The organism is Paraglaciecola sp. 20A4, from assembly GCF_011378905.1.
Classification (GTDB): Bacteria; Pseudomonadota; Gammaproteobacteria; order Enterobacterales; family Alteromonadaceae; genus Paraglaciecola.
The window spans coordinates 39578-55249 of record NZ_WTPY01000018.1 but is presented as its reverse complement, the minus strand read 5'-3'; the positions used below and the strand labels follow the sequence as shown (position 1 = coordinate 55249).

15 protein-coding genes and 2 tRNA genes are annotated in these 15672 nt (G+C 42.1%); 2 read left to right on the top strand and 15 right to left on the bottom strand.

Annotated elements, in window-relative coordinates:
• The first annotated feature begins 124 nt into the window (after window positions 1-124).
• Window positions 125-937, top strand: coding sequence for a thioesterase family protein (locus GQS54_RS15460; RefSeq protein WP_166424870.1), 813 nt, complete (start codon window positions 125-127; stop codon window positions 935-937).
• Between the two features lie 96 nt (window positions 938-1033).
• Here GQS54_RS15460 and GQS54_RS15455 read toward each other — a convergent pair whose 3' ends face one another.
• From GQS54_RS15455 to aspS, 15 genes are all read right to left on the bottom strand, one after another.
• A complete protein-coding gene (locus tag GQS54_RS15455; RefSeq protein ID WP_166424903.1) occupies window positions 1034-1879 on the bottom strand; it encodes an HDOD domain-containing protein in 846 nt (281 codons plus the stop codon).
• A 416-nt stretch (window positions 1880-2295) separates the two neighbouring features.
• A tRNA-Lys gene (locus tag GQS54_RS15450) sits at window positions 2296-2371 on the bottom strand.
• Between the two features lie 35 nt (window positions 2372-2406).
• Window positions 2407-2482 (bottom strand) — tRNA-Lys (locus GQS54_RS15445).
• A 240-nt stretch (window positions 2483-2722) separates the two neighbouring features.
• Window positions 2723-3478 carry a tol-pal system protein YbgF gene (gene ybgF, locus GQS54_RS15440; protein ID WP_166424869.1) on the bottom strand — a complete coding sequence of 252 codons (756 nt, stop codon included), beginning with the start codon at window positions 3476-3478 and terminating at the stop codon, window positions 2723-2725.
• An 11-nt stretch (window positions 3479-3489) separates the two neighbouring features.
• A complete protein-coding gene (gene pal / locus GQS54_RS15435; protein WP_166424868.1) occupies window positions 3490-4047 on the bottom strand; it encodes a peptidoglycan-associated lipoprotein Pal in 558 nt (185 codons plus the stop codon).
• A 49-nt stretch (window positions 4048-4096) separates the two neighbouring features.
• On the bottom strand, window positions 4097-5452 hold the full coding sequence (gene tolB / locus GQS54_RS15430; RefSeq protein WP_166424867.1) for a Tol-Pal system beta propeller repeat protein TolB: 1356 nt from the start codon (window positions 5450-5452) through the stop codon (window positions 4097-4099).
• Window positions 5452-6345, bottom strand: a complete 894-nt coding sequence (gene tolA / locus GQS54_RS15425) for a cell envelope integrity protein TolA (RefSeq protein ID WP_166424866.1) — start codon at window positions 6343-6345, stop codon at window positions 5452-5454. The genes tolB and tolA overlap by 1 nt, the downstream gene beginning before the upstream one ends.
• Before the next feature lie 13 nt (window positions 6346-6358).
• Window positions 6359-6781 (bottom strand): protein TolR, encoded by a 423-nt coding sequence (gene tolR, locus GQS54_RS15420; protein WP_166424865.1) that lies wholly within the window; start codon window positions 6779-6781, stop codon window positions 6359-6361.
• A gap of 13 nt (window positions 6782-6794) precedes the next feature.
• Window positions 6795-7508, bottom strand: coding sequence for a protein TolQ (gene tolQ / locus GQS54_RS15415; RefSeq protein WP_166424864.1), 714 nt, complete (start codon window positions 7506-7508; stop codon window positions 6795-6797).
• On the bottom strand, window positions 7498-7917 hold the full coding sequence (gene ybgC / locus GQS54_RS15410) for a tol-pal system-associated acyl-CoA thioesterase (RefSeq protein WP_166424863.1): 420 nt from the start codon (window positions 7915-7917) through the stop codon (window positions 7498-7500). Before ybgC ends, tolQ begins: the two co-directional genes overlap by 11 nt.
• A gap of 633 nt (window positions 7918-8550) precedes the next feature.
• Window positions 8551-9558 (bottom strand): Holliday junction branch migration DNA helicase RuvB, encoded by a 1008-nt coding sequence (gene ruvB / locus GQS54_RS15405; protein WP_166424862.1) that lies wholly within the window; start codon window positions 9556-9558, stop codon window positions 8551-8553.
• A gap of 118 nt (window positions 9559-9676) precedes the next feature.
• Window positions 9677-10300 (bottom strand): Holliday junction branch migration protein RuvA, encoded by a 624-nt coding sequence (gene ruvA / locus GQS54_RS15400; protein WP_166424861.1) that lies wholly within the window; start codon window positions 10298-10300, stop codon window positions 9677-9679.
• 26 nt (window positions 10301-10326) lie between these two features.
• Window positions 10327-10848 (bottom strand): crossover junction endodeoxyribonuclease RuvC, encoded by a 522-nt coding sequence (gene ruvC, locus GQS54_RS15395; protein WP_158770613.1) that lies wholly within the window; start codon window positions 10846-10848, stop codon window positions 10327-10329.
• An 83-nt stretch (window positions 10849-10931) separates the two neighbouring features.
• Window positions 10932-11396 carry a dihydroneopterin triphosphate diphosphatase gene (gene nudB / locus GQS54_RS15390; RefSeq protein WP_166424902.1) on the bottom strand — a complete coding sequence of 155 codons (465 nt, stop codon included), beginning with the start codon at window positions 11394-11396 and terminating at the stop codon, window positions 10932-10934.
• Between the two features lie 5 nt (window positions 11397-11401).
• The gene (gene aspS, locus GQS54_RS15385) at window positions 11402-13180 is read right to left on the bottom strand and encodes an aspartate--tRNA ligase (protein WP_166424860.1); all 1779 of its coding nucleotides are present in this window, start codon (window positions 13178-13180) and stop codon (window positions 11402-11404) included.
• 450 nt (window positions 13181-13630) lie between these two features.
• On the opposite strand from aspS, the gene GQS54_RS15380 reads away from it, so the two are divergent.
• Window positions 13631-15553: a Cache 3/Cache 2 fusion domain-containing protein gene (locus GQS54_RS15380; protein WP_166424859.1), complete on the top strand. Its 1923-nt coding sequence runs from the start codon at window positions 13631-13633 to the stop codon at window positions 15551-15553.
• The last annotated feature ends 119 nt before the right edge of the window (window positions 15554-15672 follow it).

Here is a 15672-nt window from a genome sequence, read left to right as displayed (position 1 = left end):
CAAATAACAGGGACAAATTATTCACTTGAATACATACAGTGTTAGAATTTTTGCGTGATAGAATAACCTAAACACATCCGACCAGCTCTGTTTAATTACAGACCCTACATGAGTGATAGGATTTATGCATATTGATGACCTTATCGACGCTACGAATCTTTATATTAATAGCGAAGAGCATGACAGACCTCAACTGAGTATTCCTAAAGAATGGGCCCAGGGACGAACAGCGTACGGCGGACTTACGGGTGCGTTGGTTTACAGTGCTATACGCGAGAAGGTGAGTAACGACAGATTACTGCGTTCTTTTGCCTGTAATTTTGTTGGTCCGGTAATAACCGAAGCACCTTACGATATCGAGGTGGAGGTTTTACGCCAAGGTAAAAACGTGACACAAGTAATCGGTAAGGCAATTCAGGACGGAAATGTGTGTGTCATGGTTCAAGCCGCTTTTGGCGTGTCCCGAGATTCTAAAATTGACGTTCCTAATACTGACCGACATACAATGCGAGCGCCAACCAAAGCTGATTTTTTACCGCAAATCCCAAAAATCACTCCAAAATTTTTACGTCATATTGATTTAGCGCGCCAAGGAGGTGGATTACCATTTACCGGCAGCAAAGAAAGTAAAATCGATGGTTGGATGCGTTTTACTAAACCCCCTAAGGCACTAACAGATGCCCATTTGATTGCCCTAATAGATGGTTGGCCACCGACCACTTTGCAAATGCTTAATTGGCCTGCGCCAGCCAGTACAATGAGCTGGAATATAGAGTTTGTTTATCCTCATTATGCATTCTCCCCTCAAGAATGGTTCGCGTATCAGGTGCGGACCCGCCAAGCAGCTGATGGTTATGCACAAACGGAGGCTAATATTTGGGATTCAAAAGGCCAATTGATAGCAATCAGTCGTCAGACGATAGCGGTATTCGACTAACGCTTGTTAGTTAACGTTAGGGCGTATAAACGCGCACTAACGTTAAACACTTTAGCAAAAATAATTTTGCTCCCTAAGAAATATTCTATTTTCTCGCTAGTAAATACTAAATGTCGACGGGCTAAAAATCGCTAATGTGCTAATTAACTGCATATTAGTAAAGTCTAATGCAGCATCTAAGTCATCTAAATCTAGATTTAAGATTTCATATTGTGCTGGATTAATGTTATCCAAACGGCTGTAAATTTCACCATATACATTATTTAAGGCTAAGTTTGCCGCAAGCTGCAACACCTTTTCCTCATGACTTTGTGGCTTGTGTAAAGCGGCGTGTTGGTGAGCAATAGGTCCGTATATTTCACTTGGGATCCCCCACAATTTTAAAAGCTCAGCACTTATTTCTGCGTAGGTAAAGCCAAGATGCTCAGACTGCAGCGTGACTGGACATTTTTCCACACTGAAAGCGCTACATTTTTCAGCTAGATCAGGCGATAGTTGTAAAATAGCCAACTCACCGATGTTATGTAATAAACCACACACAAACAATTTGTCAGGATTTTTAGCGGCCGTTTCTTGCGCTAAGTATTTAGCTAGCAAGCCGCAGCTCACACCTAGCTCCCAAAAGACAGTGAAATCAATGTCACTATCATTCATGTCCTTAAAAGCGTGTGAGATGCCGTAGGCGAGCACTAAATCGTATACTGAGTCTGTTCCTATGATTTGAATCGCTTTATTCACCGTCGTGATCACTGCGGGAAACTTATATAGGGCACTGTTAGCAATTTTCAGGATTTGTGCCGCGATGGCAGGATCATGATTAATCACCTCTGCGACTTCGTTTATCGATGCACTGCCATCATCAATGAGCTGCTTAATTTTTGTGACAGAATCTGGTAAGACAAATAGGTCACCTGCTTTTTCTGCATACTCAAGAGCATTCATACGCACACATATCCTTAACTAAATTATGAATTTAGTGTAATCCATCGCATTCCCAGTATTCAAGGTTAAAAGTAAATACTGAGCCGTAAATAGAAAAATAAAAGGATAGCGCTATGGTAAATTTAATTCCATGAAAGAATTAACCCATATTGAGTATTTTTTGAGGTAGGTGAATTACCCTCACACAAATAATTTCAATACGTTATACATGCAGGTAATCAATATCGATAGTCCGTAGAAGAGCTAGTCAATAAAATAGTAAATATTAGTATTTCGCTGCATAAACAAAAATGTGCAATGAGATAGCAAATAATGAAGTTGGAATTTAAATTAAAAATGAAAAGTGTTATGGAAGAGGTATGAATTTATTCAGAATATTTAAGATAACTTGTACTTGGATACTAACTAAAAATAGATGGTGGGTCGTGCTGGATTCGAACCAGCGACCAATTGATTAAAAGTCAACTGCTCTACCAACTGAGCTAACGACCCATCTAATTGTAACGCTATAACTACTTTGATTTAATTGGTGGGTCGTGCTGGATTCGAACCAGCGACCAATTGATTAAAAGTCAACTGCTCTACCAACTGAGCTAACGACCCATCTAATTAAATCTTACTGCAAATCAATTATTTGGAATTAATTCCTTTCTTGCTTTGCGTCTCGCCTCACTGCAACGAGGCGGCATATAATACTGAATTCGAAACTTCATGCAACCTTAAATTTAGCTTTATTTTCATAAATCGTATCGTTTGCCGAAAAAGCATACAAATCCCAGTTTACAAGGTTGTTTTTTGAACTATTTGAAGCTCAAACTTTAATAAAATATACCGACCGACTAATTAATTTACTGCTTTTAATTTTATTTCTGCCAGTTTTCTAGCCGAAGAAGTTGGATATTCAGCAACAACTTTTTTCCATAACTCGACTGACCGCGCAATATTTGAGCGCTCTTGCTCGCATATTCCTAACTTTAACATCGCATCTGCACGCTTCGACGAATCCGGAAAAGAATTAATCAGGGTTTCGAACTGCGAAGCAGCTGCTGACCAATCTTGTTTATTGAACAATAATTGCCCTAACCAATAATGTGCATTTGACGCATAACTGGAATTAGGGAATTTTTGTAAAAAAGATTGAAACTCAGGTATTGCATCATCATACAGTTTATCTTTGAGAATAAGATTCACTGCTTTGTCGTAGGCTTGATCTTCACTTAAGGTTGTCTGATGCGATGACTGACTTGTAACATCACTCTGAGAAGGCGACTCAGAGCCCCCAGAAGAGGGTTGTGTCATCACTGCAGCTATACGCTTATCAATTTCTAAATAGAGCTCTCTCTGACGTTCCAGGATGCGCTCTAGCTGATAATTGTGCTTTTCAATATTACCTCTTAGTTCATTTACATCATTCTGAAGCAAATCAAGCTGCTCTTGAATTCGATGTTGTTGATCAGTACGGGTATTGAAAATACGTTCCAATGTGGTTAAACGTGACTCTGTACTGCCACTGCTTACGTCTGCAACAGGCGCAGGAGCCGCATTAACTGCGGCCCCAAATATCGCTGAGAGAGTAAGCGCAATAATGCGTTTATTCATAAGTCCAACTTTTATTGATAAACCAAAACACCGCGACGATTTTCAGTAAAGGCTGCGTCAGTGCCTGAAGTATTGATTGGCTTTTCTTCTCCATAGGAAACAACTGAAAGTTGTGATGCACTTACACCCGCATTCATTAAATATGTTTCTACAGATTTGGCGCGACGCTCACCTAAAGCAATATTATATTCTGGTGTTCCTCGGCTATCACAATGCCCTTCAACAACAATAGACTGTTGTGGATTTTTCACCAAGAATGCAGCGTGTTGGTCAAGCAAAGAATAATATTTTGAGCTTACGCTAGAGCGGTCAAAATCAAAATAAACAACCTGATCTTCCATCAATGCACTTTTTTCTTTCTGCATGACTTCTTCAGGGGATAGCATTGGCATAATATTGCCAGCTTGCACTTTTTCCTCTTCAGCTAGACGGTCAGCTTCAGATTGAGCAGCAGCAACTCGGTTACTTTCTGCTGCCAGTTCTTCTTCGCTAGGTCCAGATGAACAAGCAACCATTGTTACGATTGGTAGTGCAAGTGTGATGCCTTTGAATATTTTGTTAAGTTGCATTTTCTAAATCCTTATTATTATCAAAGTTATAAATTGCTTGTGAAATAAGTTACAACAAAAATGGTGACCAGCTAGGCGACTTCACCTGGCCATCAGAAGCCGGTAAACGTGCTTTAAAGCGACCATCTAAAGAAACCAAGGATAAAACTTGTTTGCCTTGATGTAACGTACTGTAAATAATCATACTTCCATTAGGTGCAATACTCGGAGATTCATCCAAATAGGTTTTGGTCAATACCTGTATATTACCGTCATTTAAATCTTGGGCTGCAATATGATAATTACCTCTGGTACGGTTAACCATCACCATGCGACTACCGTCTGGGGTAATAGTTCCCCCTAGGTTCATATCGCCTTCAAACGTCAGTCTTCTAACACTGTTAGACGCTAAATCTACGCGATATATTTGTGGTTTACCACCCCGTTCAGAACTAAATATCAAGCTCTTTCCGTCTGGAGTCCAGCTCGGTTCAGTGTCAATTGCACGGTTACGAGTGATGCGTTCTAAACGTTTTGATGCCAGATCCATCACATAGATTTCTGGGTTACCGTCTTTAGAAAGTACCATGGCCAACTTTTTACCATCTGGCGAAAATATAGGCGCACTGTTAATGCCGGGAAAATCCGTCATTTGTGTGCGACTCATAGTATACAAATCTTGAATATATATTTGTGACCGTTTATTTTCGAACGTCACATAAGCCAGTCTGGTTCCATCAGGGGACCAAGACGGTGACATTAGCGGCTCTTTTGAGCGCAGCAGCATAGTTTCATTTACGCCATCATAATCTGCCACTACAAGTTGATAAGGAAACTCCGTCGTTTTGCGATCACGCACCACGACATAAGCAATACGCGTCATAAACGCGCCCTTCTCGCCCGTTAGCTTTTCATACACCACATCACTTATACGATGGGCGTACTGCCGAAACCCTTGACCAGTAATAACAGTTTGGCGACTATCTAATATATGATCATTACTATTCGTAAGCTTTCCACCGCTTAACGCCTGCGCCTTACCACCGGTAATTTGTCCACGAATAGCATCTACCAGGGTAAAGCTAACGCGATATTTGTCGGGCCCTTCAGGTGTGACCGAGCCAACTAAAATTGCTTCGGCGCCAGTCGCAGCCCAAGCACTATAATCTAATCCAGCATCGCTGTGTGGCTGAGCAGGCATGCTAGAGATATCAATGGGGTTGAATTTACCGCTACGTAGTAAATCCCCACTGATGATCTCAGATAACAGTTCAGGCATCTTACCTGGACCATTCCATTTGAACGGAACAACCGCAACAGGACGAGCAGAATCCGTGCCTTCTGTGATCACAATCTCTAAACTAGCGTGGGAAGATGCACTCAACAAAACGGCTAATAAAGTAATAATTCGGGTAAATCTTGTCATTATAATTCGGGCTCTACAGTTAAATTAATATCTCGAAGTTTTTCATACACATCAGCTTCCTTGGATACCGGAAGGCTACCTGCTTTAAAGACAGCAGATTTAGCAGCTCGGCATAAAATAGGATCTCCTCTTAATTCTTTCACCTGAATAACTAACCCAGACGATGCCAAACGAATATTCAATTGACAGGACTTTCCCTTCATTGAGTTATCGACTATCAACTGCCGCTGAATGGCTTGATGAATCAAAGCCTGGTATTTCTGTACTTCTGTCAACACTTGCTTGCTTCGTCGTTGCTGACGCACAGCTTGTTCAGCTTCAAGCTGATCTTGTAACGCTCTTTCTTGACGAGCCTTATCAGCTGCTTCAGCTTTTTTACGCTGGGCCTCTTTCAAGGCTTTTTCTTCTCTTTCACGAGTCTCTTTAGCTTTTTTGGCCAGTTCTTCAGCTTTTTTCCGTTCTAACTCTTTGCGCTTACGTTCAGCTTCAGCCGCGTTAGCTTTGGCTGTTTCTAGCTGTTGCTTTTTACGAGCAGAAATCGCAGCTTGTTCTGCTTGCTTTCGCTCTTCACGTTGACGCTTAGTGCGCTGTTCAATATCAATTGCTTCTTGTTCTTGCTGTTTACGCTTACGCTCTGCCTCACGGGCACGGCGCTCTAAATCGGCAGTGCGATCTTCCTCAGCTTTTTGCTGTTGCTTTTTTTTATCTTCAATTCGCTTAACCTGATCATCAACCGCTTTTGTATCCACGGCAACTGCATCAATAATAGGTTGAGCCTCAGCCACATCAGTACTTTCTTGTGGCAACTTGAAATCCATACCAGCAAAGATAAGCACGCCAAAAGCCAAGTGCAAACTCACAGATTTGATCAGTGGTACTGGCATTTTTTTCATCTTCGTTTAATGCCTAATTCTCAGGTGGGTCAGTCATCAGACCGACCGACGGCGCGCCAGCTCTTTGTAACAAGACCATCAATTGCACGATATTACTATAAGGCACTGCCCCATCACCTTTAACCACAACCGGAGTATCAGGCTCGATGCGTAGTTGCGCAGCCACTAATGTTGCAACATCTACTGCAGACATCGCCAAGTCCTGATCTTCAGCGATATTGAGGTAGTAGTTACCCTCTGCATCGACTGAAGCAATCAACGGTGGCTTGCTATCATCCTGCAATGGTTGTGCTTGTGCTTTGGGCAAATCGACCTTAACACCTTGGGTTACAAGTGGTGCTGTTACCATGAAAATGATCAGCAGCACTAGCATCACATCGATATAAGGCACAACGTTGATTTCTGAGACCGGACGACGGCGTTTTCTTACATACATAATAGAAGCCTGTTTACCCTTGGGGTTGTCCGCTAGACATAGACGATTCAGATTTTGCTACTGACGCCTGACGTTGCAATATACTAGAAAACTCTTCCATAAAGTTACCGTAATTGTTCTCTAGTTTCTCCACCTGATGGCTAAATCGGTTATAAGCTATAACAGCTGGAATTGCGGCAAATAGACCCATCGCAGTCGCGATCAATGCTTCCGCGATACCAGGGGCCACCATGGCTAGCGTTGCCTGCTGCACTTCACCTAAGGCAATAAATGCATTCATGATCCCCCAAACTGTACCGAACAAACCAATATAAGGACTGATTGAACCAACGGTCGCTAAAAATGGCAGGCGGCTTTCAAGTTCATCAACTTCACGAGAAAGAGAAACCCGCATGGCTCTATAAGTTCCATCCATTACAGCTTCTGGTGGTGTTGACGACGATTTTCGCTGACGAACAAATTCTTTAAATCCGGCACAAAATAGACTCGCCATACCTTGTACTGACTGTCGAGCAACTAATTCTTGATAGAGTCTATTGAGATCGACCCCTGACCAAAATTTATCTTCGAATTTTTTCATTTCGCTTTTAGCACGCCTGAGCGCCTGTGAACGTTGAAAAATAAATGTCCAAGATGCGACCGACGCCCCTAATAACAACAACATCACTAACTGTACTAACAAGCTAGCTTGCCAAAATAAACCAAATATTGATAACTCAGACGACACGCGTAAATTCCTCTAAAATAAATGCCGGAATGGCCAGTGGCTTCATTGCTCGAAGATCCACACAAGCCACTCTGATTAATGCACTGACCAAGCGTTGACCACTTGGACTGACTATTGTTTGCTTGAACATCAAACTAGCACGCTTTAATTCTACTATTTCGCTTTGAATTCTCAATAGTTCATTAAACCTTGCTGGGGCATGATTATCCATTTCGACACGTTTGACGACAAAACCAACGGATCGTTCCAATAACTCATCTTGCTCTATACCTAACGCACGCAACCACTCAGTTCTGGCACGCTCAAGAAATTTTAAATAGTTGGCGTAATAAACGATCCCTCCCGCATCAGTATCTTCATAATACACCCTAATTTGATGCTCAAATATAGCTAACTTATCTTCTGCCATGGCTTTATTCCAAGATATTTAAACGTGTTCTACTTGTATCGCATATATATGCACAATGAACAATAAACAAACCCCGCCCAATCAAAAATAATATATTTAAATTCAATGATTTAAAACACAATATTAGACATTAGCATGGGTAACTCTCTTCATTCAAATTCGATAACTGCATAGATATTCAAAATTTTTGCACAAATACATAGCTCAACGAAATATGTAACAAAAAATATAATAGGTTAAATAACAGGCTAATTAAATAAATCTTTGTTTTATAAAGAAAATAAAAAACATAGAGGCTATTAACAACTTATATACAAGTAAATGAAATATAGCTTCCATTAGTTTTTCTAATGTCAGGCTAGTAATTTTTCTCAATTGTAGATTTTGTTCTCAGGGCTATAATGATCTTGTTTTCTCGATTAGCAAACGTTTCCAACCGATTGTTAATCAGATGCTGATGTTGACTCCCTGTTGACTGACATGTTCCCTGGAATTTTATTCCATTCAACTTTATTTGTTGCTTTGCCCGCATTTTTTGCGGGCTTTTTTTTATCTTAAAAAAACTAGCTCATTACTGTTCACTCAGTATGAGCAAAGCGGTTGCCCTAAAAATTAGCAGGTCATTAACGCTTATCAGGTAGGGGTATAATCAAAGCCAAAATGCAAATACGCTCGCTGGGAAACGATCCGTCCTCTGGGCGTTCGTTGTAAAAATCCTTGTTGAATTAAAAATGGCTCAATGACATCTTCAATCGTATCTTTCTCCTCACCAATTGCTGCCGCTAAGTTATCGAGCCCGACGGGTCCGCCCATAAACTTATCAATTATAGTGACCAGCAATTTTCGATCCATGTAGTCAAATCCTTCTTTATCTACATCGAGCATATCAAGTGCTGCTGAGGCAACTTCACTGCTAATAATGCCATCAGCCTTAATTTCGGCGTAATCTCGCACTCTACGCAGTAATCGGTTACTGATGCGCGGTGTACCTCTGGAACGTCTCGCTATCTCTAAAGCACCATCAGCGTCTAAATCGAGCGCTAAATAGTTCGCTGAGCGTTTAACGATTTGGGTCAAATCTTTAATATTATAAAACTCTAAGCGTTGAACTATGCCAAATCTGTCGCGCAATGGCGACGTTAATGAGCCAGCCCTTGTCGTCGCACCGATCAGTGTAAAAGGCGGTAGCTCGAGCTTGATAGAGCGTGCTGCTGGCCCTTCACCAATCATAATATCCAGTTGATAATCCTCCATTGCAGGATAAAGGATCTCTTCAACAACAGGGCTAAGACGATGAATTTCATCGATAAACAACACATCGTTTTCTTCAAGATTGGTTAACAAAGCCGCTAGATCACCGGCTTTTTCAAGTACCGGCCCAGAGGTGGTTTTAATGCTAACCCCCATTTCATTGGCAACAATATTGGCTAGCGTTGTCTTACCTAAACCTGGGGGGCCAAATATAAGTAAGTGATCCAACGCGTCACTGCGTTTACGTGCCGCCTGAATAAATATATCCATTTGCTCACACACATGATCTTGCCCAGTATAATCGGCTAGCATTTTTGGGCGAATAGCACGATCGATGATTTCATCTTCGCGAATAGCGGTGGGTTGAATTAGACGATCGGCTTCTATCATGGGGATAATTTAACTTTTGGTAGTGGTTTTATATACAGTGTCTAGTCTATGAGAGTCGAGCCGGATACTCAAGCATCTACCTCCACAATTTCCTGGGCACCCGCCTATCACCTGTTACTTAGATCATTGCTCGCAAAGATTCACGTATCAGCTCTTCGCTGGTAATATCTTTTACGTACACAGAATTAATCACCTTGCTCGCTTGTGGCACCTTGTAGCCAAGAGCGACAAGCGCACTTAACGCTTCTTCTTTTGCGTCACTGGAAGTCACAAACGTATTTTCAACGTTGCTACTACCCTGTAATGTAAAGTCGTCACTCGCCGTTTGTTCCAAGGTCAGCTTTTTAAAGCGATCGCGCATCTCGATAACTAATCTCTCAGCCGTCTTTTTACCTACACCAGGAAGTTTAACCAGGGCAGTGATATCTTCTTGGGCAACGCATTGCATAAAGTGTTGGCCTGACATACCAGATAAAATAGTCAGCGCTAATTTCGGCCCAACACCACTGGCTTTAATCAGCTCCCGAAATACTGCACGCTCATTCTTATCGGCAAAACCGAACAACAATTGGGCATCTTCACGGACAACAAAATGGGTATAAACACAGGCTTCCGCGCCAATTTCGGGTAATTGATAAAAGCTGGTCATAGGAATTTGTATTTCGTACCCCACCCCCGCAACGTCAATCAATACCTCTGGTGGTTGCTTTTCGATTACCGTGCCGCGAATTCTACCTATCATATTTGTTCTCTTTTTCGTTTATTAAATTAACGTAATCGACCACGAACCGTTTTTTTCACTTGCCCAGACATCTTGATTAAGTTCTCGTGCGTATGACTGTGGCATAACGCAACAGCCAATGCATCAGCTGCATCAGCCTGGGGAGTGCCCGGTAGTTTTAAAATAAACGTCACCATATGTTGCACCTGTGTTTTCTGGGCATTGCCATTGCCTACAACCGATTGTTTAATTTGCCGAGCTGAATACTCTGCCACATCTAAACCTTGATTAGTTGCCGCAACCATAGCAGCGCCTCGAGCTTGACCTAGCTTCAAAGCTGAATCGGGATTTTTCGCCATAAAGACTTGCTCTATAGCAAACATGTCGGGTTTATATTGCAGGATCAACTCACTGACACCGTCGAATATTTGTTGTAAACGCGGAGCCAAGGCATCACCTTGCATACGAATACAGCCGCTACCCAAATATTCTTGCTGGCGTCCTACTCGTTGAATGACACCGTATCCGGTTATACGTGAGCCTGGATCAATACCAAGAATAATTGCCACGGTTTGGGTCTACCTATAAGTTGTAGTTGCTGTAAATAGCCTAACGTCGTTCGATATGTCAGGTTAAAAGGTGTAACTCAGGACTAATCTGACAAGAACGTATCAGGCACACAATGTTTGATGGCGGCGCGATTAGTATCGGACCATACCTTAGCCATAGCAGAGGTTTTATCTAACCATTGATAACTTAAGTGTTCAGTTAAGGTTATTTGATCATTTCCCGCGATCTTCACGGAAAACACATGTTCAGTGTTGTAAGGCGTGTTTGGAGGGTAACGATATTGCCAAATATCGCGGATCGCATAACGATTCGTCTGCTGATGATCACGTAATTGATAACCGGCTTGACGAATATCAATACCGGTCTCTTCTTTTACTTCTCTAAAAGCCGTACTAATAGCTAGCTCCCCCGTTTCGAGGGTACCAGTAACTGACTGCCAAAACTGTGGGTCGTCTTGTCTTTGCATCACTAAAACCCGACATTGGCGGTCATAAATAACCACCAATGCCGACTCGGGCCGTCGGTAAACGTCTTTATTATCTAGCAGAAACGTTACTCCGCGCTTGACGCTTTATCTTGGGCTAGCTGCGTGCGAATCGACAACTCTTTAAGTTGTTCATCGCTAGCAAAACCTGGCGCATTCGTTAACGGACAAGCCGCAGTGGTGGTTTTTGGAAAGGCCATAACGTCTCGAATAGAGGTCGCGCCAGTCATAAGCATGACTAACCGGTCTAAACCAAACGCTAAACCTGCATGAGGCGGCGCACCAAACTTGAGTGCTTCCAGTAAGAAACCAAACTTCGCTTCTGCTTCTTCATCGCTGATACCTAGAATACTAAACACCTTCGCTTGCATTTCCTGATCATGAATACGCACAGAGCCACCGCCTAATTCACAACCGTTAAGCACCATGTCATAGGCATTAGATAAGGCATTAGCAGGATCGGCTGCCAATTGCTCAGCTGTCATATCCCGTGGTGCTGTAAATGGGTGATGTAGAGCATAGAACTGCCCGTCAACTTCTTCAAACATGGGAAAATCAATCACCCAAAGCGGTTTCCACTCACCTTCAAGCAAATCTAAATCTTCACCAACTTTGAGGCGAAGCGCGCCCAACGCTTCAGTAACAACCGTTGCGGTATCTGCACCAAATAATAGAATATCGCCACTTTGTGCTGCAACACGTGCTAATACTTGTTTAGCAATATCTTCACCCAAAAATTTCAATATTGGCGATTGCAAACCGTCAACACCGGCATCAATGTCGTTAACTTTCATCCAAGCCAAGCCTTTCGCACCATAAATACCCACAAATTTGGTGTATTCGTCGATTTGCTTGCGGGTCATACTCGCACCGCCCGGTACGCGGATTACGGCAACACGGCCTTTAGCATCGTTGGCAGGGCCTGCAAACACTTTGAATTCTACATCTTTTAAAATGTCGGCTACGTCAACCAATTCTAATGGGTTACGCAAGTCCGGTTTATCACTGCCAAAACGACGCATCGCATCGGCATATGTCATTTGCGGGAAGACACCTAAATCTACATCGAGCATTTTTATAAACAAATTACGGATCATACCTTCAGTGATTTCCATCACTTGGTCGGCGCGCAAAAATGTCGTCTCTATATCGATTTGGGTAAACTCCGGCTGACGGTCCGCGCGTAAGTCTTCATCACGGAAACACTTAACGATTTGGTAGTAACGGTCCATGCCAGACATCATTAACAGTTGCTTAAATAACTGAGGTGACTGAGGTAAAGCAAAGAACTTACCTTTATGCGTTCGACTAGGCACCAAATAGTCACGGGCGCCTTCTGGCGTTGCCTTGGTCAAAATAGGTGTCTCGATATCTAAAAAGCCATCGCCTTCTAAATAAGTTCGCACTGCGCTGGTAACTTTAGCGCGGAATTTCAAACGATCGCTCATCAAAGGACGTCGAAGATCCAAATAGCGATATTTTAAGCGCTGCTCTTCTGAATTTTCCTGATTACTATCTAGCGGTAATACCGCTGATTTATTTAATATCGTTAAACCTTTTCCAAGGATTTCAATTTCGCCGGTACCCATTTCTTTGTTAACTTGGCCATCAGGCCGGGCACGAACTAATCCTTTAATTTGTACACAAAATTCACTGCGTAAACTGGTGGCAGTATCAAACAAATCAGCTAAGTCTGGATCATAGACGACTTGTACAATTCCTTCGCGATCGCGTAAATCGATGAAAATAACCCCGCCTAAATCTCGGCGACGGTTGACCCAACCGCAAAGTGTGACTGTTTGTCCGATGTGTGATGCATTGATGTTGCCGCAATAATCTGTGCGCATGATGAAATAAGCCTCTAAACCAAGCTACTAAATATATGAAAAATAAGGCCGCGTAGTATATACCCAAAGCCCGCGATTCCCAAGGGGACCGGTGGAGCAAATTACAAAACACCTTAGGATTGACTGAATTACCATATTGCTGTTGAGTATGTATCGATAAATCATGCTCACACCTCAGTAAAACCTGATATGGCATCCATGATACGCCCTAAAAATTAAATACCCTGGGGCTATTTTTTGAATTTGTCATATACAACTATAATTTATATTGATCTGGTCGATAAACACTTAACGTCCTGCGTGAGTCTGATTTCGAAGCCAGCTGCAGTCTTGCTAATTTATAATCGCGTAGTAGCAAAGAAAAAAGCAATCATCGGTTATTCATAGCCGCAATGATCTTTAACACATAGTACATACACTAATTTCATTCGTTATGAGCAGGTAAAGTATATGTCCATCCAAAGAAAGTTTATTTTTTCTATTTTAGGCCTAATCATTCTATTTGGAGTGATTAGTATCACCACGACGATTGCCAAGGTGACATCTGAAACGCACGTGAAAGTAGAGAGAGATATCACACAAACCAGTGGCAAAGTGATAAGCATATTGACCGTTCTAAACTCTATCATGCGTGACAGAGTGGAAAACAGTATGGCGCTATTGAAGCAGCGCGCTTTCAAGTTAGGTCCTCCTCAATTAGGTAGCTCAGTAATGGTAAACGGTGTTGACGTTCCAGAGCTTTTATTGGGCCAATCCCCTCAGGCAAATAATTATACATTAGTCGACGGTGTCACCAGTATTATGTCCGGTACTGCAACTATTTTCGTCAAAAGCGGAGACGATTATGTCCGCATATCAACCAATGTTATGCGACAAGAACAACGCGCAGTCGGGACCAAGCTCTCGCCTACTGGTAAAGCAATTCAAAATATCAATCAGGGCAGAGCTTTTTATGGTCAGGTAGATATATTAGGCAAGCCTTATATTACCGGATACGAACCTATCTTTGGACCAAACCGCGAGATTATAGGAATTTGGTATGTAGGGTATTCTGCTGATCTAAAAGAGCTAGATGCCGCCCTTGCCAAACAAACGATTTTAAATGGCGGCTTCGTAGCTTTAAGGGACGGAAATGGTAACATTCGCTTGCATTCTCAGCATCTATCCAGTGCACTACTTAATGATATTATTAATAATAAAGATGAAGCTTGGACACTCACTACTGTGCCATTCGAGGCTTGGGGATATGACATTGTCTTGGGTTATTCAAATGACGAAATATACGATGCAATTTTTACAGAAATCATCAAAATATTAGTTATGACCTCAGTAGTTGCCGGGGTCATTATAATCGTTCTGGTTGTATTGGTTAAAAAAATAGTCGGCGCCCCTTTATTAAAATATACCCTCGCGATAGAAAATATTGCTGAAGATGAAGGAGATCTCACCATCAGATTCAACTCGACCACTTCCGATGAGTTTGGACGTATGTCAAATAGCTTAGACAAGTTGTTAGATCGTATTCAGCTAACCGTTAGTGACGTCACTGAATCCTCTGCTGAACTGCTCAAATCAGCAAATGAACTTACCCATATATCTTCACAAGCAAGCGATCTGGTTACACAGCAATCGTCAGAAACCGAACAAGTGGCCTTAGCACTTCAAGAAATGAACGTTACCGCGCTATCTTTGGCTCAAAGCGCAAAAAATGCCGAAGATGCTGCTAGAGCCGCAGACGGAGAAGCACAAGCCAGCTCTCAGGAGTTAGCTCTTATCATTGATTCTATTTCTCGACAGGCTAGTGAAATAGAAAATTCAGCCGAAGTGGTAAATGAGCTCTCAAATGCGAGCGCTGAGATTACAGGGGTGTTAGAAGTGATTCAAAATATTGCTGAACAAACCAATCTTTTAGCATTAAATGCAGCGATTGAAGCCGCCAGAGCAGGTGAACATGGACGAGGTTTTGCTGTGGTGGCTGATGAAGTACGTACATTGGCCAGTCGAACCCAAAAATCAACCGAAGAGATCAGAGCTATGATCGAGCGTCTGCATAAAGGGGCTACGCAAACCACTGAAATGATGGGTCAAAATAAAGATAATTCACTTCTCAACGTTGAAAGTACCAAAAAAGCGGGCGTCGCCGTAGATGATGTCTTGCGTTCTGTAGCGAAAATATCGAGCTATAACATTCAAATCGCAAGCGCAGTTGAACAGCAAAAACAGGCATCAACGGATATCAGTGGACGGGTATCAAATATTCATACCACCAGTGATGAAAATGCAGTACTTGCGCGAAATACCAAACAAGCAAGTGAAAATTTAAGAGTCATAGTGGAGAGCATGCTCACTAAGTTGAAATACTATAAAGTGTAAAACGAAAATTTAACCTCGTATTGCGCAGCAACCTGTGTCCATACGAGGCTAACCCAAAGTGATTTTCGACATTTACTTAACGATACTCTGATTGCACACAACCCATCCTAGAATCAATT